This window comes from Pseudoalteromonas sp. SG45-3, from assembly GCF_014164075.1.
Classification (GTDB): domain Bacteria; phylum Pseudomonadota; class Gammaproteobacteria; order Enterobacterales; family Alteromonadaceae; genus Pseudoalteromonas; species Pseudoalteromonas distincta.
Window position 1 is genome coordinate 144,502 of record NZ_JACJEN010000003.1, and the last position, 21,938, is coordinate 166,439.

General features: G+C 38.8%; 19 protein-coding genes. 14 read left to right on the forward strand and 5 right to left on the reverse strand.

Going from position 1 to position 21,938, the window contains the following annotated elements; all coding sequences use genetic code 11:
- Window positions 1–27: 27 nt before the first annotated feature.
- Entirely contained in the window at window positions 28–597 is a 570-nt protein-coding gene (ahpC, locus tag H5126_RS05155) for an alkyl hydroperoxide reductase subunit C (RefSeq protein WP_002960601.1), read from the reverse strand.
- Window positions 598–878: 281 nt separating this feature from the next.
- Between ahpC and H5126_RS05160 the strand changes: the two genes are divergently transcribed.
- From H5126_RS05160 to H5126_RS05170, 3 genes are all read left to right on the forward strand, one after another.
- Window positions 879–1,298 (forward strand): DUF3429 domain-containing protein, encoded by a 420-nt coding sequence (locus H5126_RS05160; RefSeq protein WP_182692533.1) that lies wholly within the window; start codon window positions 879–881, stop codon window positions 1,296–1,298.
- A 67-nt stretch (window positions 1,299–1,365) separates the two neighbouring features.
- Window positions 1,366–1,767, forward strand: a complete 402-nt coding sequence (locus H5126_RS05165) for a hypothetical protein (RefSeq protein ID WP_002960599.1) — start codon at window positions 1,366–1,368, stop codon at window positions 1,765–1,767.
- Window positions 1,768–1,770: 3 nt separating this feature from the next.
- Entirely contained in the window at window positions 1,771–2,586 is an 816-nt protein-coding gene (locus H5126_RS05170) for a class I SAM-dependent methyltransferase (protein ID WP_182720130.1), read from the forward strand.
- 27 nt (window positions 2,587–2,613) lie between these two features.
- Here the strand turns inward: H5126_RS05170 and H5126_RS05175 are convergent, their stop codons facing one another.
- Window positions 2,614–4,218, reverse strand: a complete 1,605-nt coding sequence (locus tag H5126_RS05175) for a GMC family oxidoreductase (protein ID WP_182720129.1) — start codon at window positions 4,216–4,218, stop codon at window positions 2,614–2,616.
- A 102-nt stretch (window positions 4,219–4,320) separates the two neighbouring features.
- Here H5126_RS05175 and H5126_RS05180 point away from each other — a divergent pair, with 102 nt between their 5' ends.
- From H5126_RS05180 to H5126_RS05195, 4 genes are all read left to right on the forward strand, one after another.
- Window positions 4,321–5,331, forward strand: coding sequence for an AraC family transcriptional regulator (locus tag H5126_RS05180; RefSeq protein WP_182720128.1), 1,011 nt, complete (start codon window positions 4,321–4,323; stop codon window positions 5,329–5,331).
- Between the two features lie 37 nt (window positions 5,332–5,368).
- The gene (locus H5126_RS05185; RefSeq protein WP_182720127.1) at window positions 5,369–6,355 is read left to right on the forward strand and encodes a Gfo/Idh/MocA family protein; all 987 of its coding nucleotides are present in this window, start codon (window positions 5,369–5,371) and stop codon (window positions 6,353–6,355) included.
- 426 nt (window positions 6,356–6,781) lie between these two features.
- Window positions 6,782–7,525 (forward strand): FadR/GntR family transcriptional regulator, encoded by a 744-nt coding sequence (locus tag H5126_RS05190; protein ID WP_002960591.1) that lies wholly within the window; start codon window positions 6,782–6,784, stop codon window positions 7,523–7,525.
- Window positions 7,526–7,757: 232 nt separating this feature from the next.
- The gene (locus H5126_RS05195; protein ID WP_002960588.1) at window positions 7,758–8,621 is read left to right on the forward strand and encodes a DMT family transporter; all 864 of its coding nucleotides are present in this window, start codon (window positions 7,758–7,760) and stop codon (window positions 8,619–8,621) included.
- A gap of 72 nt (window positions 8,622–8,693) precedes the next feature.
- On the opposite strand, the gene H5126_RS05200 is transcribed toward H5126_RS05195, so the two are convergent.
- Both H5126_RS05200 and H5126_RS05205 read right to left on the reverse strand, forming a co-directional pair.
- Entirely contained in the window at window positions 8,694–9,890 is a 1,197-nt protein-coding gene (locus H5126_RS05200) for an MFS transporter (protein WP_182720126.1), read from the reverse strand.
- Window positions 9,891–9,965: 75 nt separating this feature from the next.
- Entirely contained in the window at window positions 9,966–11,060 is a 1,095-nt protein-coding gene (locus H5126_RS05205; protein ID WP_182720912.1) for an NADH:flavin oxidoreductase/NADH oxidase, read from the reverse strand.
- Between the two features lie 477 nt (window positions 11,061–11,537).
- Here H5126_RS05205 and H5126_RS05210 point away from each other — a divergent pair, with 477 nt between their 5' ends.
- The 7 genes from H5126_RS05210 (at window position 11,538) to H5126_RS05240 (ending at window position 19,899) form a co-directional block, all read left to right on the forward strand.
- The gene (locus tag H5126_RS05210; protein WP_182695401.1) at window positions 11,538–13,952 is read left to right on the forward strand and encodes a TonB-dependent receptor; all 2,415 of its coding nucleotides are present in this window, start codon (window positions 11,538–11,540) and stop codon (window positions 13,950–13,952) included.
- A gap of 85 nt (window positions 13,953–14,037) precedes the next feature.
- Window positions 14,038–15,618, forward strand: coding sequence for a sulfotransferase (locus H5126_RS05215; protein WP_182720913.1), 1,581 nt, complete (start codon window positions 14,038–14,040; stop codon window positions 15,616–15,618).
- A 444-nt stretch (window positions 15,619–16,062) separates the two neighbouring features.
- A complete protein-coding gene (locus tag H5126_RS05220; protein WP_182716833.1) occupies window positions 16,063–16,809 on the forward strand; it encodes a glycoside hydrolase family 19 protein in 747 nt (248 codons plus the stop codon).
- Between the two features lie 42 nt (window positions 16,810–16,851).
- Complete coding sequence (locus H5126_RS05225) at window positions 16,852–17,457, forward strand: hypothetical protein (protein ID WP_182711695.1); 606 nt, start codon at window positions 16,852–16,854, stop codon at window positions 17,455–17,457.
- Window positions 17,458–17,492: 35 nt separating this feature from the next.
- On the forward strand, window positions 17,493–17,837 hold the full coding sequence (locus H5126_RS05230) for a sulfotransferase (protein ID WP_310736007.1): 345 nt from the start codon (window positions 17,493–17,495) through the stop codon (window positions 17,835–17,837).
- Between the two features lie 326 nt (window positions 17,838–18,163).
- A complete protein-coding gene (locus tag H5126_RS05235; protein ID WP_024597340.1) occupies window positions 18,164–18,871 on the forward strand; it encodes an AraC family transcriptional regulator in 708 nt (235 codons plus the stop codon).
- A 101-nt stretch (window positions 18,872–18,972) separates the two neighbouring features.
- Entirely contained in the window at window positions 18,973–19,899 is a 927-nt protein-coding gene (locus H5126_RS05240; protein ID WP_182720914.1) for a DMT family transporter, read from the forward strand.
- Window positions 19,900–20,245: 346 nt separating this feature from the next.
- Here the strand turns inward: H5126_RS05240 and H5126_RS05245 are convergent, their stop codons facing one another.
- Window positions 20,246–21,223 carry a helix-turn-helix domain-containing protein gene (locus H5126_RS05245; protein ID WP_182695397.1) on the reverse strand — a complete coding sequence of 326 codons (978 nt, stop codon included), beginning with the start codon at window positions 21,221–21,223 and terminating at the stop codon, window positions 20,246–20,248.
- Between the last annotated feature and the right edge of the window lie 715 nt (window positions 21,224–21,938).

The window sequence follows — 21,938 nt, forward strand, 5'->3', positions numbered from 1 at the left end:
CCCTTATAAAAGTGGGTAAACCTATATTTAGATTTTACCAACTAAATCTAGTGAAGGTGCAAGTGTGTCTTCACCTGGCTGCCAAGATGCAGGGCAAACTTCACCATCGTGAGTTGCAATGTATTGTGCAGCTTGTACTTTACGAACTAGTTCTTTAGCGCTTCGGCCAATTCCTAAATCGTGAGTTTCGATTACTTTAATTTCGCCTTCTGGGTTCATTACAAATGTACCGCGAAGTGCTAAACCTTCTTCTTCAATCATTACACCAAAGCTACGTGTAATACGCCCTGTTGGGTCGCCAATCATTGGGTAAGTAATTTTACCGATAGTGTCTGACGTGTCATGCCATGCTTTGTGAGTAAAATGAGTGTCAGTAGATACTGAGTAAACTTCTACGCCCATTTCTTGAAGTTGTGCATAGTAATCTGCAAGGTCACCTAATTCGGTAGGACATACAAATGTAAAGTCTGCTGGGTAAAAGAAGAAGATAGACCATTTACCTAGAACATCTTTTTCAGACAATTCTACAAAGTCACCGTTGTGGTAAGCGGTTGCATTGAATGGTTGTAATTTTGTATTGATTAATGAAGTGCTCATGGTATTTCCTCATCTGTGTTTATGTATTTTAAAAGTAATCAACGCTTTCGTTTTAAACGACCTTCTGCGTTGGCTTGATTAATACAATAAGGCCAATGGGAAATTAAATAAAATTGATTGTTTAGATTAAAACAATCGGTTTTTTGGGTTGAACTATGTAATCATTGTTATCGTAAGCATTATTTGAATTGTAAACGCTGGCGAATTATTAAGACCGCTAATCGCAATACTGCTACAATAGCCGCGCTTCAGATAAGTCATTAAATATAAGGCACACCGTAATGGAAAAATTTGTTAACCATATACAGCTAGGTTACCTAGGCTTAATCCCGTTTTTAGGGTGTGTAGGTTGGCCGCTCATGTTTGGCAGTAATAGCCTTAACTTGGAGTTTTTTACTTTTTACAGTATCGCCATTTTAGCATTTATGGCGGGTAACTTATGGCGCGCCGGAGAGCAAACTTATAGCAATGCGATAAAAGCTGTTGTTCCTGTAATACCTATACCATTTTTATCATTTTTACCTGTTGAGTGGGCACTCGCTTGTTTAGGTGCTAGTTTTTGGTTAGTACTTATATTTGAAAAAGCCACGCCGCAATGGCAAACCTATCATAAAGATTATCAAAAAATGCGCTTTGTACTTACCTCTGTTGTGTTTGTGTGTCATATCCTTACTATTGGTATGAGTATTTACCCTAAATAACAGCTGTAAACTTAAATATTGCGTGGTAATAAGGTAATATTCGCGCACTGCTATTTGAGGACACACCATGATTGACCAACTACGCCAACAACTCGACGAACTTGGCGAAAACTACGTAGAAAAAAACGCTGCATTTAAAATCAAAGTGATCCCATTTTTTTGTGCTATTCGCATTAAAAAAGATCATAAAAGCGAAGGTCGTTTAAGCTTTTATTCAAGTCAATTACTCGAAATATTTTTAGTCGTTTTATTTTTGCTATTCGGTTTAACACTGTACGATACAGATGCAGGATTTACTCACGGCCCTATTCATATTGCCTTTGCCATTTTAATTACCTTTAATCTTATTATTAAACAAATCGCTATTGAAGGGTTAAAAACCAGACTTGCGTTTCATCGTTTACTAGCAAAAGACTCACAAACAAATAGCGATATAAATAATACTGCTACAAACATAAACGCTAAATAAAATATGTATTTAAATCCTCAATGGCGAATACTCACCGTAGGCGATGGCGATTTATCGTTTTCGAACGCTATTTACACTCATCTATCGCCAAAAGCTTTGGTTGCATCCACTTACGATGACCAAACTACTATTGAGCAAAAATACCAGCACAATGCACTTAGCAACTTAAAAGCGCATAACGTTGAGGTACTTAATAGTTTTGATGTAACAAACCATGCATGTTGGCAAGCTCTAAGTGAAAACCAGCACAGCTTTGATGTGGTTATTTTTCAGTTTCCGCTTATACCTGCATTTGTTGGCCGAGAAGCGTTTGAAAACAACACGCGCCAAACCAGTATGAACGTATTAAACCGCGCTTTACTGCACCAATTTATTAAATACGCTAACGAATACGCGCTTGATAAAAATGGGCCAATGCTTTGTTACATCACCTCAAAGGATGTAAAACCTTATCGAGAATGGAATATAGAGGGGAGTTTAAATAACGGTTTAACCGCAGATTACTTAGGCCAAATCCCATTTGATATTAGCCATTTTGAAGGTTATAAAATTCGTAATGTTGACCGCGACAAACACGTTAAAGACACAAGCGGCATAACTTACGTTTTCAGCCCAAAAAGTCTCGATAAACATACTAGCGAATTAAGCTCACGCCTTACAAAGCCTGCATACTTAACATCTAACCATTGCCCCCTATGCCGCGTTGGGCCTTATGTGGCAAGCGAGGACGAAGCCAAGCATCTAAACGCTAAAAAGCATCAGCAAATGCTGCATCTTGAAAGCGATTGGCAACAATGGCTAAATGAGTTTTATAGCTAATTAATAGCCCTACTACTGTTTATTTAATTACTTCCTTGCGTGTTTAATTAAATCAGCCGCTTTTTCAGCAATCGCAATTACCGGCGCATTTGTGTTGCCGGTAATAATAGTAGGCATAATCGACGCATCAACTACGCGTAAGTTACTTACCCCGTGTACTCGTAAATTAGTATCTACCACTGCCATTGAGTCTTGCCCCATTTTACATGTCCCGACCGGGTGATATTCGGTATCTGCAGTTTGGCGTATAAACTCGATTAGCTGATCATCATTATTTATATCAAGCGAGTAGAGCATTTTACCGCGTATGTTATCAAAAGCGTTGCTTTGCATAATAGCGAGTGTTTTTTTAAGACCAGCAAGCATTACAGTTAAATCATCTGGATGGCTTAAATAATTAGGGTCAATAAGCGGTGCACTACGCGGGTTGTTATCTGCTAATGTAATCGTGCCTCGGCTTTTAGGGCGCATAATACTGCTGTGTATACTGTAACCATGCCCAGTGTGTAATTTACGACTATGATCGTCCACCAGCCCAATTACAAATTCTAGCTGCACATCGGGCGCTGGCGAGCCTTCAAATAATTTAATAAACGCGTGCGACTCTGCAAAATTACTGGTTAATCGCCCTTCTCGTTTACTAAACCAGTTAACGCATCCTTTTAAAATGCTGGCAATGCCATGCGGGCTTATACCAAATGTGCCTTTACTTGTTTTTGATTTATAAAGTGGCACTACCGTTAAGTGATCTTGTAAATTAGCGCCAACACCTTCAAGTACGTGCTGAACCTTAATGTTATGTGCACTTAACTGCTCTTTTGGGCCAATACCCGAAAGCATTAATATTTGCGGCGAATTAATAGCGCCAGCACTGAGTATTACCTCTTTTTTAGCACGTAAATTAATAGCCTCTTTATTGCGCTCTATTTGCACACCTTGCGCTATCTTATTGGTTACATTTATTTTATTAACGTGGCTATGGGTTAATACCGTTAAATTCGGGCGGTTTAAATACGGTGTTAAATATGCTTTTGCTGCACTACAACGCTCGCCATTGTGCTGAGTTACCTGCGATAAACGCGCGCCGCTTTGCTCTTTGCCATTTATATCGTCGCTTAAATTAACGCCCTGCTCAGCACAGGCATTTAAAAAATATTGGTTTACATTGCTTGGGTTACTTAGCTCTTGTATATGTAGCGGGCCTTTTATTCCGTGCAGCTCATTATTTATAAACGCTTTATTGTTCTCAGCTTTAATAAAGTACGGGAGTAAACTCTCAAAATCCCATCCCGTATTGCCATTAGCAGCCCATTGGTCGTAATCGTATTTGTTACCGCGAATATAAACCATTGCATTGGTAGAGCTTGACCCACCCAATACTTTGCCGCGCGGCACAAAACCACAGCGGTTATTAAGCTCTTTTTGTGGCACCGTATTGTAATGCCAGCTATTTATGCCATAAGGCACACTCGCTGCTATGCCAGCTGGCATTTGCACAAATGCACTTTTATCGCTGCCGCCAGCTTCAATTAAACACACACTGACATTTTTATCCTCAGACAATCGCGATGCCATAACGCAGCCGCCACTGCCTGCGCCAATCACAATGTAATCAAATGTTGTATTGTTCATGGTTTACCTTAATAAAAGTTTTAAACGGCCTTAACAGTAATAGTGCATAGAAAAACCCAATAAAACTTGATATTTTTAGACATCACTTATTTGGGGTTAACCATGAGCAGCCTAATCAGAGCCACGTCATTACAAGGTATAGACACGCTAATTAGCGAATTTGGCGGCGATCCGCATGAAATAATGCAAAGCTGTAATATTAGTAACGTTGACTTTAAAAATCTCGACAACCAATATTTACCTTATCGAGATTACGCTGAGCTTTTAGAATACTGTGCTTGTAAGTTCAATTGCTCTAGTTTTGGCCTTAAGCTCGCAAGTAGACAAAACTTTGATATTTTAGGACATATTGCAATAGCTGCCAAAAGTAGTACTAATTTAGGTGATGCACTTAATTGGGTTATTAAATACCTTCACTTACACAGCCCTGCACTTAGCTTAAATTCGCACCCTTTAGAGAATGATAAAAGCTTGTTTTTATCATTCGAAATTAATTTAAAACCATTACCGCACATAAACCAAGTCATTGAGCTAACCATTGGTTTAGCATTAGCTGTTATTAAAAAGCTGAGTAATAACCGCTGCAAACCAATTAATATATTTTTGCCAAAAAAGTTAAGTACTAATACTCGTGCCTATAACACTTACTTTGGTTGTAACGTTATAGAGCATCGCAACAGCGCTGGCATTGTAATCTCAAAAAGTAATTTAACTCTTGAGCTTGATCACCCTAAACTAAATAAAGTACAAGCAGCGCTAAACTTCTTGGCAAAAAACAAAGAACACACACAACCGTTGCCCAACCAAGTTAGTGCGCTAATTAGGCCTATGCTTCCTATTTATCAATGTAGTAACCAAACTATTTCAGCTGCGCTGGGTATGCACCCGCGTACTCTGCATCGAGAACTTATCAAACATAATACGAGTTTTGTAAAACTAAAAGATGCCACTCGCCGCGCTTTAGCTGCACACTATTTAGCGCAAAACCAATTTACAATCTCAACCATATCTGAGCTTTTAGGATATCAGGAACAAGCAACACTAAGTGTTAATGTTAAACGCTGGTTTGGATGTTCTCCTCGAGCATATAGAACTAAAAAAATGTTAAACTAAATACTCTTATTATTTTTATTTAAGCTAAGGAGTGAGCATGAACTTTGTTATTGTTGGCACCAATTTTATTAGCGACACATTGTTAGCCGCTGCAAATACGTTAAACGATTTTAATTTATATGGGGTGTGCTCGCGCGCAGTATCTAGCGGCGAAGCATTTTTAGCCAAACACCCACAAAATGCACAAGCAAAAATTTTCACCTCAATCGAGCAAGTTTGCCAAGATCAAAATGTCGATGCTGTCTACATAGCCGCCCCTAATAGCTTACACAAACAATATGCCGTTATGTGTCTAGAAGCGGGTAAACATGTCCTTGGCGAAAAACCATCAGCTGCCAATTCTAAAGAGCTTGCAAGCATTATAGCTACAGCAAAAAAGCATCAGCGCCTTTACATGGAAGCCATGATGACCTCTCACTTGCCTAACTATGAACAGCTACAACAGGCAATGGTAAAAATTGGCACACCACGTAAATATATTGGCCAGTACAGTCAATACTCATCGCGTTACGATAAGTATAAAAATGGAGAACGCCCAAACACATTTTTACCCGAGTTTGCAAATGGTGCTTTAGTTGATTTAGGGATTTACCCGCTGTATTTATTAATTGCACTTTGGGGGGCACCAAAAAGCGTGAGTGCCAGTGGCGTATTGCTCGATACTGGTGTAGATGGTGCGGGGGATGTATTACTAAACTATGCAGATAAACAAGCCGTTATTAGTTACTCCAAAATATCGCAAGGCGACAACATAACCGAAATACAAGGCGAGCTTGGGCGCATACGTATAGAAGCCGTATCGCAACTTAAAAAAGTGGAATTTATTGCTAATAATGGTGATGTAGAGATTATATCCCAGCCGTTTGATGAGCACTTTATGAAATACGAAGTTGAGCATTTCATGTCATTAGTGAAGCAAAATATCCTTGAGTCACCTGTTAATACGCACATTTTAGCCAGTAACGTAATGAGCGTTCTTGATGAAGCGCGCAGACAGCTTGGGGTTGTGTACCCTAACGACTAATTAAATAAAATATGGGCGTTAACCAACGACAGCTAACGCCCAGAAGAAAGCTTAAATAGCTCTCGTACAACGACACATTTTACAAAACACTTTAAAATAGCGATCCCCATCCATGGGCAATCAAATACTTCTACAACAAACTTAACCTGACAACCCAACTCGGTTTATTACCAATATTTATTACTCAATAACCTTAAATCTAACCTAACACATAAAAACATTACCAATCAAGCTGGCCAATTACATTATTTTAAACTAAATTGGTAATACAAGAATGCAACCGTTGGTGTATAGTGGTTTTTAACCCTAACATCGCGTTAGAATTTTGACATAATAGTGAATTTTAAGGTAACCTCTGATATTAACAGTTGGTTTTGACTTATAGGCCCCAGAGGCCATTATTCCTTAAGGTAATGAAGGTAAAGTATGGGTAATCGTCGCTTATTTTGGCGCATAGTTGATAAAATTGAGTCTTTAATAAATCAAGGCGAATTTTCTGCTGGGAGTCGTTTACCACCTGAACGTGAACTTGCAGAAATGTTTGATGTAAGCCGCCCTACCATTAGAGAAGCTATTATCGCATTAGAAGTACGTGGCCGAGTTGAAGTTAAAACTGGCTCTGGTGTTTACGTAGTAGAACAAAAAAATGCATCTATAAAATCAAAAGAGATCAGTGCATTTGAACTTACTCAAGCTCGCGCATTAATTGAAGGCGAAATTGCCGCTCTAGCTGCTCAAAGCATTACAGAAGAAGAACTAGAGCAACTAAATAAAACATTAATTGCTATGGAAAAAGGCCTGTATGTTGAGCAAGCCGATCGTGAGTTCCACGAAATTATAGCTAGAGCAACGCGTAATAAAGCACTTGAATTTGCAGTGTCTAACTTGTGGGATTTACGTTTAACAAATCCACAAATTGTTGCTGACTATGGCAGTGTGTGTAAAAACAATAACGAGTGCGTTATGGATGAACACACCGCTATTTATACAGCCCTAAAGTCGCATGATGCAAATGCAGCGCGCAGTGCAATGCACAAACATTTTAACCGCTTAATTAATGCTTTATTTGACGCTGTAGAATCGCGTGCACTTGAAGAAATTAAACGCAAAAATGATGAAAAACGAGGCCTCTACTCGCTTGATGGCTTAGTTAATAAAAGTGCCCACTAAGGCCTTTTAACCAACTGATTAAAGTTAGCAAACGCCTGTTTGCTAACTTTACCTCTTACTTTATTTACCTTCCCTATTTAATATACTTTTTATTACGTTATTTTTGGTCGCAAACACTTACCTATAAATTTAAAAAAAGATACTATGCCGCCATTAATATCGGGTGGGTTTAGCTTTTATACTCCCTGCATTACATAACTAATTGATAGAGTTACTCAACTCAAGGATAAAAATGCAAGCATCTTCAAAAAGTTATTTACTGGCTATCGTGTGTGTATTGCTTGCCATGATGACCATTCAAACGGGCGCGTCGTTTGCAAAACAGCTTTTTCCAATTGTTGGCCCTGAGGGTACGACGGCCCTTAGGCTTGGTTTTTCTGCCTTTATACTTTGCTTAGTGTTTAAACCTTGGAAACACTTACCCACTACGGGTAATCGTATTCCTATAATTGTGTATGGTTTAAGTTTAGGCGGCATGAACATTTTGTTTTATTACGCTATTGAACGCATTCCACTAGGCATTGGTGTAGCACTTGAATTTACAGGCCCGCTTGCTGTTGCCTTATTTTCATCACGCCGCAAACGTGATTTATTTTGGGTTGCCTGTGCTATTGCTGGTATTTTGCTTCTGCTTCCAGATATGAGCGGGCAAGATAGCCTTGATCCATTAGGTGTAGCGCTTGCGCTTGGTGCCGGTGCATGTTGGGCAGGTTATATATTATTTGGTAAAAAAACCGGCACACAAAGCTCTGGTGGAGCCACTGTCGCATTGGGCATGACTGTTGCCGCTATAGTGCTAGTGCCTTACGGTGGCATTATGCAAAGCGCCGCGTTTACGTGGGAAATTATCCCACTGGGTATTGGTATTGCTATTTTATCAAGCGCACTGCCTTACACACTTGAAATGGTTGCACTGCGTAACATGCCTTCACAAGGGTTTAGCGTAATGATGAGTTTAGAGCCTGCAATAGCTTCGCTCGCAGGGTTTATTATACTGGGTGAATTACTTACTTTATGGCAGTGGCTCGCTATTTTACTTGTGATTATTGCATCTGTTGGTAGCTCGTTTTCAAACGCAAAAAAACAGGCTACTTAATTAACTACCAAATAAGCTAAATAAAGTCACCACACAACATGGTGACTTTATTGTGTTTTATCCGGTAATTTTTTAACTCACAGCCTTACTTCGCTTTTTAGTTGTAAGCAAATAACCAATCAACGAAATAAGCGGCATGCCGGTAGCCACCAGTGCAATACCAGTCCAACCGCCTGCTTCATATAGTGGGCTGGCAATAAGCGAGCCTACTGCGCCACCTACAAATATACTAGTCATGTAAATAGCGTTTAAACGCGCACGGCTTTGTGGCTCTAGCGCGTACACTGCACGTTGACCCAATACCATATTGGCCTGCACAGAAAAATCAATAAACACACCGGTTAATGCCAATACTATAATGCCGTAAGGTAACTCAAATAAGCTTGGTAAAAAGCACAGTGCTGCAATGAGTTTGGCCAGTAACGATAACTGATGCGTATAGCCCTTATCAGCCAAACGCCCAACAATGGGAGCTGCTACAGCACCTGCGGCGCCCACTAGTGCAAACAATGCTATTTCTGATTGGGATAAACCATACTCACGGGCAAGCACAACCGGTACGCTCGTCCAAAATAAGCTGAACGATGCAAACATTAACGCTTGAAAAAGTGAACGTTGGCGCAGCACTGGCTGGCTTATCATTAATTGTTTCAGCGATTTTAATAACTTAAAATACGTTGTTTTATGGGTTGGTTGCCTACTTGGAATAGCAAAATAAATTACACCAGCAATAAACACCATACACCCTGCTGCAAAGTAAAATACGGCGCGCCAACCAAAGTGATCGGCTATTAAGCTCGATATAGGTCTTGCTAGCAAAATACCTAACAACAAACCCGCCATAATATTACCAAGAACTTGTCCGCGTTTTTCGTCAGACGATAAATGCGCAGCAAGTGGAATAAGCACCTGAACAGAAACCGAACTTATACCTATCATCAAACACAAAATAAGCATTACATTAGGTGAATCAGCAAGTGCCGTACCCACTAAACTCAAAAACGACACACCAAGAGTGACCAACATAAGCTTTTTATTTTCAACTAAATCAGCTAGTGGTACTAAAAAAAACAACCCCAAAGCGTAGCCTATTTGTGTAAGCGATACGATAAGGCTAGCACTGTGCGCACTTAATCCAACTTCTGGGGCAAGTAACTCAATAATAGGTTGAGCGTAATAAATATTGGCAACAATAAGACCGCAACACAAAGCAATAATAGTAACGAGTGTATTGCTAAGGGGTTGCGCTGAAACGCCTGTTTGGGTCATGTGTGTCTCTACTTTATAAAAATAATAAAACCCAACCCGCAAACGCGGGTTGGGTTTCTACAAAAAAACTAAACTTTATTTTATTGGTGATGGCTGCCCATGTGGGCTTGAGCGTAAATACTGTTTAGGTGCAGTTACTGTAGCGCCAAGCTCTGCAGCTGCATGCCACGGCCAGTGCGGGTTATATAAAATACCACGCGCTAGTGCTACGCCATCGGCTTGCTGCTCACTAATAATATCTTCGGCTTGTTGCGCCTGTGTAATTAAACCCACCGCTATAACAGGCATTTTAACTGCTTCTTTTATGGCTGTTGCAAACGGTACCTGGAAATTAGGTTTAACTGGTATTTGTTGCTCTGGGCTTAGGCCCGCCGTACTTACATGAATAAAATCACAACCTAGTTCATCAAGCGCTTTACTAAGCACTATCGATTGATCTAAATCCCAGCCACTTTCAACCCAATCGGTTGCCGAAATACGCACACCCACTGCTTTATTACTGGGGAATACCGCTCTTACCGCTTTAAACACATCAAGTAATAAGCGCATTCTGTTTTCTAGGCTGCCACCGTAGTTGTCATCTCGCTTGTTTGAAAGTGGCGACAAAAATTGATGTAACAGGTAACCATGCGCACCATGAAGCTCGATTAAATCAAGGCCGAGTTCATCAGCGCGTTTAGCTGCACTTACAAAATTTTTAATTAGTGAATCTATGTCAGATTGGCTCATTGCTTTTGGCACTGGGCTGTTAGCGTCGTACGCAATTGCCGAAGGTGCGAGCGTTTGCCAGCCATTTACATCATCAGGTGCAATGGCATCGCCACCGTCCCATGGTTTTTCAGTCGATGCTTTGCGTCCAGCATGCGCTAACTGAATACCAATAGGCATAGGGCTGTATTGCCTTACTGCTTTTAGGCTTTTGCCTAGTGCTTGCTGGGTTTCGTTATTCCAAAGCCCTAAATCGCCGTAGCTAATACGCCCTTCTGGGTTTACTGCTGTTGCTTCTAAAATAAGTAACCCTGCACCACTTAAACTCAATTGGCCTAAATGAATAGTATGCCAATCACTAGCAGCGCCATTATTGGCTGAATACTGGCACATAGGGGCAATAATAATACGGTTATCTAACGATACTTGCCCAAGTGATAAAGGCGAAAATAGTTGGCTCATTGTTAATCCTTAAAAACACGCACAAAAAAGTGCGGACAAAATAAAAAAGAGAATACGAAGCGGCAATCAAACACGCTCACTCAAAAGCTTATGCAGTCACTTATAATTACGACTATCACTCATAATGGGGATAAAAACACACTTTAATAGTGCTAATAAAAGTATAAGTAATGACATTATGAAATATTAATTTTAATGTAATAATCTGTTTAACGAGCACGTCATAACACCAGCTTTAAAACATGAATGACTATTTACCTTTAAACAAGGGTGTAATTTTTAACCTAACTGTACCTAATTCCACTAAGCTATTGCTTGTATTGCCTATTAACCAAATAAAAACCCTGAAAATAAGCCATATTTATTCTATAAAAGTGAATTAAAATTCAATTTAAATATTCCCAGCTACTTCACTCCCTGATAAACTACTTAACTTAATTTACTAATGTAAAACATTTGAACTGGGGATCACTTTTTATGTTTAAACCAAGCTTGTTAACCTTGGCTATTTCGAGCGCTGTTTCTAGCGTATTTTTATTACCAAATGCCGCTCTTGCTCAAGAAGAAGTTGCCGCTAAAAACAAATCACTCGAAGTAATTGAAGTTACAGCAACAAGGCGCAGCGGCTCTGTGCAAAATGCACCGCTAAATATTACCGCTCTTGATGCAGATATTATGAAAGATCAAAATATCAATGAGCTTGCGGATGTAGCACGCTGGGTACCTGGTTTAACAATTACTGATCAAGGTGGCCGCTCAGGCTCGCCTATTATTGTTCGTGGTTTAAATACAAATTCTTCTGGTCCATCGTCAGATGGCGGCACAGTATCTACTTATATAAACGAAATTCCAGTTTCGGTAGATATGCGCCTAGTAGATATTGAGCGTGTTGAAGTATTAATTGGGCCACAAGGCACCCTTTATGGTGCAGGCACATTAGGCGGTGCAATTCGCTACATGCTTAAACAGCCTGAGCTTGATTTTACATCGCTTGAAGTTTACGGCGACCTGTTTCAAACAAAAGAAAGTGACTCTTTAGGTGGCGAAGGCGGTTTTATATTTAACCTTCCTATTATTGAAGATAAATTAGCAGTACGCGCCAGCTTAAACGTATATGAAGATCCGGGTTTTATCGATTACGGCTACGTAGTACGTGAGCCTGGCGTATCGTTGCCAGATCCAGATTGGAGCGATAGCTCAGCAGTTAGTAACAACCTTAAAAATGTAAAAGACGCCAACGGCGAAACCACCACTACAGGTCGTATTTCTGTTCGCTTTAAACCAAATGAATCGTTTGAAGGTACGCTTAACTACTTTTACCAAAACCAAGACAGCGAAGGCCGCTCGATTGTTCATTACAACAGCCTTAATTCAAACAACGGTTTAAGCGACGTAATAGGTAAATACGAATCGGCTTATCGCTTTGAAGAGCCTCGCGAGAAAAAAGATCAATTACTAAGCCTTGAGCTAAAAGCCGACCTAGGTTTTGCAGAGCTGGTATCGGCTACTGGTATTTCGAGCTTTGATGCCGACGGCCAACGCGACCAAACAGACTTACTTATTCGTCTTGATTACGGCTATGAAGAGTTTCCTTCGTTTTCATCTTTCACGCGTGAGATTGAAGAAGAAGACACCTTCACCCAAGAGCTGCGTTTAGTATCGCAAGGCGATAGTGACTTAAACTGGATTGTTGGTGCGTTTTACAACAAAATAGAAACGGATGCTTCTAGTAAAGAGTTTACGCCTGGCTTTGGTGACTTTGCAGTAGAAAACTTTGGCGCTTCGCAGTCTCGCCCAGATCAACTTGAGTACTTCTCGGTAGATCGTACCGAAATAACAGAATCAGCTTTATTTGGCGAAATAGGCTACCAAGTAACAGAAAAACTAGACGTAACTTTAGGTATGCGTTTATACCAATACGACGTTGAATCTGAGTCAGCTGTAGATTTTCCATTATTTAATACCTTATTTGATGACGCAGCACCTGATGCTATTTCATTAAACTTTGAAAAAAATGAAGCTGACGATAACGGCAGCCTCTTTAAGTTTAATGCTAAATACCAATTCACAAATTCAGTCATGGGCTATGTAACGGTAAGTGAAGGATTTAGAATCGGCGGTTCAAATGGTTTAGCACCGTGTCCTGATCCATTACCAGCTAACCAAGCAGGTTGTGGTAGTCCAGAAGAAATGCTTTACGATGCCGATACAACAACAAACTACGAGTTAGGCTTTAAAAGCACCTGGTTTAGAAGCCAACTTCATTTTAACGCCGCGCTATTTAACGTAGATTGGGATGATGCACAAATTGCGGGCGCTACTGATGTAGGCCAACTACCGTACTTATCTAACGCAGGTAGCGCTAACGCAAAAGGGATTGAAATATCTACCCGTGCCATTTTATCTGACTCGTTTTCAGTTTATGCAACCTATGCTTATACAAAAGCAGAGCTAACATCAGATGCACCATTTTTGTTTAATGCTGATGGTACCGATGGCGCAGAAGACGGCGACCGTTTACCAGGCTCTCCAGAGCATCAGTTCTCAATGGGTGTAAACTATCAAACAGATGTATTTAACGACAAAACGCTTGATATTAACTACGGTTTAACCGCGCAAAGCGATGTAATTACAAGAGTTGGCTTGCATGACAATGGCGAAACACTACCAGGTTACAGCTTAAGTAATATATCAGCTAAATTAACAGCTGATGCATGGTCAACTACCCTATATGTTGATAACCTATTCAACAAATACGCAGTTACATCCGTTCGTCGTTCAGATGCCGATATAACATCAGCAAATGGTGCCGATATACAACGTAACTACGGCCATTACATTAATCGCCCGCTTACGGTAGGTGTTAAATTTAACTACAAATTTGAAATATAATTTATAGTAATTTTTAAACAATGTTTTAAGGCTCAAATTTATTTGAGCCTTTTTATTTTCTTTCACAAAATAATTACCAAAAACCATGCAGCCAAATTTAAAGCAACTTCATCAAAGCGCAATACACTCCCTAAACCAAGGTAAAATAGAGCAAGCACACAAAGCCCTAGTGGAGTTAGTTACACTCAAACCAGACTTTGCTGATGGGTATTTTTTGCTGGCAATGGTTAATTTAACTGTTGGGCAAATACACAAAGCAATAAAGCTCATCGAAAAAGCCCTCACCCTTGGCCAAAGTATTGAATACACCGCGCAACTTGCTAAATGTTACGCACTTACTGGCGAATTACAAAAAGCAAAAAACACCGCACTATCGGTGCCATTAAAGCAAATAACTAAAGCACTTGATGCCGACACACTCGGCGTTGCACTTACTCAAGCAGGTATTCACGAGCAAGCACTTAACTACTTTGAGCGCGCTATTACACTGTCTACAGCAGCTAACAAAGCTCAACCTCAGTTTTATTATAACTACGGTGTAAGTGCTAAGTTTTTAGGGCTATTTGATAAAGCCCAACACGCTTTTGAAAATGCCATAGCGCTTAACCAGCTGCACCATCAAAGTCATTTTGCATTAAGTGATTTAACTAAAGTAAGTACACAAAACAATCATATTGAACGCTTAAAAAACGTGTTTGAGCAAGTAACAAACCCCGATGCAAAACTGCATATTGGCCATGCTTTAGCTAAAGAGTATCAAGATATTGGTGAGTTTTCAGACGCTTTTAACGCGTTAGAGCAAGGTAAAGTAGTAAAACGTGCTGTACAGCCGTTTGATCATAAAAGCTCAACTGAGTTATTTGAACATATTAAACTCTTAAGTGAACAGCACACACAAGCGCTGACACAAGGTAACCCAACGGCAGAGCCTATTTTTGTATTAGGCATGCCCCGCTCTGGCACCACATTGGTAGAGCGTATTTTATCGAGCCACAGCGACGTGCAGTCAGCCGGTGAACTGCAAGACTTTGGCTTAAGTGTTAAAAGGCTCAGCCAAACACAAACACCCCATGTGCTCGACACTCAAACACTCAGTAAAGCCTACGAGCTTGATTTTAATCAGCTTGGGTCAACCTATTTAAACGCAACACGCGTAATAACAGGCAGCCATAAGCACTTTATAGATAAACTCCCGTTTAACTTTTTTTATATCGACTTAATTACCAAAGCCCTGCCAAACGCTAAAATTATTTGCATGCTACGCGACCCAATGGACACCTGCATTGGTAACTATCGCCAGTTATTTACTATAAATAACCCCTACTACGCGTACTCGCTCGATTTACTCGACACTGCCAAATTTTACAGCCGCTTTTACAAACTCATGCAGCACTTTAGCGCCCTGCATAGCAATATAAAATTAGTAAAATACGAAGAACTAGTCGCCCAGCCCGAGCAGCAAATAAAAGAGCTAGTTAGCTTTTGTAATTTAGAGTGGCAAGCACAGTGTATAGACTTTCACTTAAACACCTCACCGGTCTCTACTGCAAGTAAAGTGCAAGTACGCCAACCACTTAACAACAAAGCAATTGGCCGTTGGAAGGCATTTAAGCCCCATACTGATGAGGCTGAGACCTACTTAAAACAACAAGATATTATAGGATGAAATATCACTTCTATTTTATATAAATTCGCTTAATTAATTTATAGTCAGGTAATTACTTTTTAAAATAAATATAAGCACTGTGACGATCAAACTAACACAGTTGCCAATGCTTACTGACAAATATTGATAGAAAAGGAATAATATAAATGGAATAAAATTCAGCTAATGTTCCCTTGAAGGGGCCACATAGTGAGTGGTATAGTTACTAAAGGATAAAAATTAAAGGATTAAAATGTTAATATTTAAAGAACTAAACTTAGTAAATATAACAAGGTTAACTAATAGTGTTGGTCACGGTGCTAGGAATGCCCCACTAGATGTTTTAGTACTACAAAGGCTTTTATTAGGTACACAAAAAAGTATTTCGGTAAAAAAGTACTAAAGCCCGATGGATATTATGGTAGTAAAACTGAAGAGCAACTAAAGCTATTTCAATCCGCTGCATTGGGTAATAAACACCCAAGTAAAAAAGTTATACCTGATGATTTAACTCACAAAGCACTTGTAGCCTCATTAAGTCAGAACTTTCTAAAAAAGCACAAAGAAGCTGCCCTTTTAAATCAAGTTCAAGTTATTGATTATGAACACTTCATTAAAATATATAAAAAGCAGTTCCCTAATGAGCAAGCATTTAATGATCTAAAAAAACTCTTGATTGAATGTGTAATGGATCCTCACATTACCGATATCCGATGGATTGCTTACATGTTAGCGACAGTAAAACGTGAGTGCGGACGTACCTGGAAACCAATTAAAGAGTGGGGAAAAGGAAAAGGTAAGCTGTATGGTAGCGTACACGATGTTCCAACTACTTCAACTGTAGAAAAAAACATATATTACGGAAGGGGTTATGTACAATTAACATGGGATTATAATTATAAAAAGGTTGGCGATGCTTTAGGGCTTGGAGATAAGCTCTATATAAATCCAGACCTAGCACTTAATCATAAAATTGCATATGCAATAATGTCTTATGGCATGCGAGAAGGTTTATTTGCTAAAGCGAAGCTAGGCCAATTTATATCAGGTGCAACTTCTAATTATATTGGAGCTAGGAGAATAATTAATGGTCAAGATCACGCTTTAGAGATTGCTAATGACGCTATAATTTTTGAGCGACTATTGAAAGCGTCACGAGGTACATTTGAATTTGAAAAGTTATTATTCTCAACAAATGTAGCGTTAGCTTAATACACATATACTTTTATGGATTAACTCTTGGTGAAATTAAATATGACCTTATTTGTTATGATCTTTTTATTATGCTCGCATGTTAATGCCGCTTCACTCAATGCAGATATTAAGAATAATAAACCCTTAAAAATGCAGATACCCTCTGGTCAAAAGTTGCCTCTAGATTTTGAGCTATTAACTCAAAAAAAGCTTCTTGGCTCACTAAATAAAAACGACAACTGTTCTATCAAAGACGAACATCATAACAATCGATTTGTCTCAGTTTTTAAGCTAAGTTCGGGTGATAAATTGCTTGCATTAGCTTGCAACACTGGAGCATATCAAGACAGTTACTTGACCTATTATGTCAAGACGTTAACTAACATGGCTTACCCCATAACTTGGTCAGAACCTACTTTTATTGATAATAAGTGGGAGCTAAAGCAAACTAATTTAATTACCGGCAGTATTGAAGTTAGTGAAATAGGGAATGAATTAAAGTCTCTGCGCTTATACTCTGCTTTTGGCTCTTGCGGTTATAAGGTCAATTACACCATTTCGTTCCCACAACTGATTAATCTAAAACCTAATTTAATACATGCAGACAACGATTGTGGTAATGGCATTTTAGTTGACGAGTGGCCAGTAATTTCCAATTCAAAATAACATCGCTAGTAATTATATTAAGGTCATATACTAATGTGATAAATGCCCCCAGTATGGGGGATTTATCTTTTTTAAATAGCCGCTTTTATAAACTCATGCAGCACTTTAGCGCCCTGCATAGCAATATAAAATTAGTAAAATACGAAAAACTAGTCGCCCAGCCCGAACAGCAAATAAAAGAGCTAGTTAGCTTTTGTAATTTAGAATGGCAAGCACAGTGTATAGATTTTCACTTAAACACCGCACCGGTCTCTACCGCCAGTAAAGTACAAGTACGCCAACCACTTAACAATAAAGCGATTGGGCGCTGGAAAGCATTTAAGCCCCATACTGATAAAGCAGAGGAGTACCTTTTAAAACAAGGTATTAGTATTGAGTAAACGCTTTATTTTACCGGTGAGAGACGCCAAATAAGAGGCTTTGTGTACGTGTGTAGGTCGGATAAGCGAAGCGCCATCCGACACAGTAAAATACCTTGCCAATTATTATCAACATTTTATGTTGTGGAGTGGCGGAGAATGCCAACAGCAGATATTACCTTTCAAAGCCTTTAGTGGGACTGCTAAGCCATGTGAACTCACACACCATTGCAGTCATTGAGGTTTAAGTTAAAGAGCCAATAAAACTAACACTTCACTTTGTCATCCATTGCTCTACTATGTATAACCAAAATCAGGATGAAATAAGGCCATACATTTCTGTTATTATGAAAAATCTATTATCCATTCGTTCTTATAGCACAAAACCAACCCGTCACTCACATCACTTTAATCAATTGGTTTTACCTTTACGTGGTGTCATAAATATATGCGTTGGTGATTTCAATGGTAAAGTTGCGCCAAGTGAATGTGTTGTAGTTAAAGCCAATGAAGAGCACTTGTTCACTGCAGATACTGAAGCTAGATTTGTAGTTGTGGACATGAAAAACCTACCCCTAAATATTTCATCTTCTCACTGTATTGTTTTTGCAATTAACTCATCCCTTAAAAGTTACTTAACCTTTATCGAAAACCAATTAGAAAATAAAGTTAATGCTCAATTAGAACAGGCGATGTTTGAAATGTTCAGTTTACTGCTTGCAGAGCAACCTTTATTGCCAAAAGTAGATAACCGTATTGGTACAGCAATATCCTTCATAGAGCAAAATATTGCAGAGCAACTTCACATTAAACGCCTGGCTGAATCTGCTTTTCTAAGCGAAACGCAGTTTAAGAAACTATTTAAGCAACAAACAAATATGACTGTGATGAAATACGTAACCAAACTTCGTATGGAAAAAGCGCAAGCTTTACTAACACACACAGATTATCCACTATCAATCATTGGTGAAAAAGTAGGCTACAAAGAGCCGTCAGCCTTTAGCCGAAAGTTTTCACAATTCTTTGGCCTACCACCTAATAAATTCAAAAAGTAAACTTAGTCTTTATTGTCAACGATAGCGTCTTAATTGTTAAAAACTCCTTTCATCATTAGCATACAATTTCTGTATTGAAATAATAAAAAACAGGTTTCACTATGCAAAGTCATCACGGAAGTTTTAAAGGTGTAATTGCTATCATTATTGCTAGTTTTTTGTGGGGAACAACAGGCACCGCAGCAAGCTATTCCCCTGATGTGAGTTCGTTTGCAATTGGTGCATTCTCTATGGGAATAGGGGGAGTGCTACTTGTTATTACAGCACGAAAAACGTTATTTATAGATTATAAGCTCATGATTTCACAGCCTAATGTATTACTTTTAGGTGCCGCTTCTGTCGCTATCTATCCATTAGCATTTTATACTTCAATGCGTTTATCAGGTGTTGCAATTGGCACTGTAGTTTCAATTGCTACGGCACCTTTTTTTGCTGCAATCCTTGAAAGCCTAATTAGTAAAAAAAATATATCACTGGAATGGGTACTGAGTTTTGTTATTGGAGCTATAGGTATTACTTTATTAACGTTAGGTAGAGATCAGAGTAATGATCCTTCATACAGTATTAATCAACAGAGCCTGGGTATTCTTTTGGGGTGTATTGCTGGATTAACCTATGCAGGTTATTCATGGGCAGCAAGGAGTTTAATTGAAAGTGGAGTTCATTCGAAATCGTCAATGTCAGGACTGTTTGGTTGTGCTGCTTTATTGTTACTCCCTTCATTATGGTTTACAGGTGATAACTTATTTTCAAGCGCAACCAATGCATTGGCATCTTTGTATATGGCAGTAATTCCAATGTTTTTAGGATACTTATTATTTGGTTTTGGCTTGAATTATATAAATGCAAGTAAAGCGACATTAATTACCTTAATAGAACCATTAGTTGCAACTGTTTTAGCCGTTTTCGTTATTGGTGAAAGGTTTAAGATAATTGGTTGGATAGGTGTGGCTTTGGTATCACTATGCCTATTAATGCAAACCATCAAACCTCAAAAGCAATTAAGAGTACCTATTAAATCTATGTAGCTTAAGAGCATTGACAATGCTTTTAAAAGCTTACCATAGGGTATAATTCATTTATATAAAGTAAAAAACATGAACGCTCGTAACGAACGTTCATAAAATGTAATAACCAAGGAGACGAGTATTGACTTCATACATAATAATTTCTCACAGTCTGCCTCACGCTCACAGCCGAACTTCGCTAAAGTGCCATTTATAGTATTTGAATTTAGGTCTAGATTGATGATCGTAAATGCCAGCATAGCGGTTGTTCAAGTATTTATATTTAGATGACTTATTTGTATCCCCCTAATCTCTGCCATTTAAGATTAGGTTTTTGTATCGCTGATAAAGATGCATATCATGTTCATCACTCTTCTTTATCCAGCAACTCCATTAATCCAACCAGTGCAGCGAAAAGTACAGCCCCTACAGGCCAAATTATCCAAGTTACGCCCCAATCCATAGTCCATAAGCTCCAACCAAGAAAGATAGCGATTAGCAAAGGCCAGTAGAATGCAGCGAGTTTTTCAGCACGTTTTACACGTCTACTCTTTACGGTATCTAGAGGCCCATCTTTTAGAATATTGTTATAAGCCTCGTATTTAGCCGCAACAGGAGACACAATGTATATCCCAGCGGCTATGATGAGCATAAGTACAATTAGCATCATTAGAGTTATACTTGGGCCTCTGAAAAGCATACTAGCAAACATAAGAGGTGCAAAACTGATAATGAACATAAATATACCCAACGATAATCTTCGATTATAGGTAGGTCTGAACTTTGTTAATTTTTCATTGAAAACACCATGTACACCATAGGCTAATTCAAATGCTTCATTATCTATTACCGCTATATCGCTTTCATATTGGTTGGCTCTGAGAAAAAAATTTATTCCCATAGAGACCATAACTACAATACACACAACTCCTATCGCTGCTGCGATATTGCCTGTCAGGTTCAATCGATTGGTTTCAGCCATTGCCAAGAAGAAAAACAAAGGTACTACTGAGCATAAACAAAGTATAACTCCTTTAGTGATTAAGGCTGACACTTCCATCTTATTTTCAATATATTTTGCTGCTTGTTCTAAACTAATTTGAATGATATCAGGCTTTTTATTTTCATCATGAGAATCAAAAGCTTCATTCTCATCTCTTAGTAGAAAGTCAGTAGACACGTCAAAAAGCTCCGCCAATATAATTATCCTATTTAAATCAGGTATGCTATTAGTGCTTTCCCACTTAGACACTGACTGCCTAGAAACATTCATCTTTTCAGCCAATTCTTCCTGCGACCAACCAACTTGTTTTCTTAATCTGACAATCTTTTCTGCTAAAATCATAAAGTTCATTCCTTCATTTGTTGTTGAGCGGTAAGCATAGAAAGTCAGGTAGTTGCAGACCAGCAAGTCAAGTTGTTAATTTGTCAACCAGCGGTTGCAATTAGGCTAAACAGCTAAATTTAAACATTTTATTTGGTGCTAGCAAGTTAGTTTTTCATTTTGAGAGTCGAACCAAATTAGACATCCTAAATATAACTAAGCTGTCAATCTATGGCAAAATTTCCCCATCAGGCAGGTCTTCCAGCCCAAAAGCTTTAAAGGTGCCCGTTTGATCCAATTTTGTCACTCGCTTAGGGAAGAGTTTAGTGTTTAATTGCTAAAATCACCTATAGCATAACTAGGGCATCCATAGTTAAACCACCTCAAAAAAAGAATGTTAGTAATGGGTCAATTTTGTTGACTAACGGTTGCTCGATTAAAGTTGTTAATTTACATTATTATTAATAATTTTAAGTAATTTGACATGATTAATTCATTAGAAATCTGTGTAAAAATTAAATGCTAGCGTCTTCTATACTCACAAAGCGATCTTGAAACCGAATTCATTACTGACTGCTTTAGGCTCAAATGAGCATCAAGTGATGGAAGTTCAAAGGCAGCAACGAGCTTACACTAGCCCTCAAACATGCAGTATATATTGGTTTGAATTACCAATAATCTGTTTATTCTTTTACAAAAACTAATGTCAGCTTTCGGCTAATAGTTAGCATTAGTA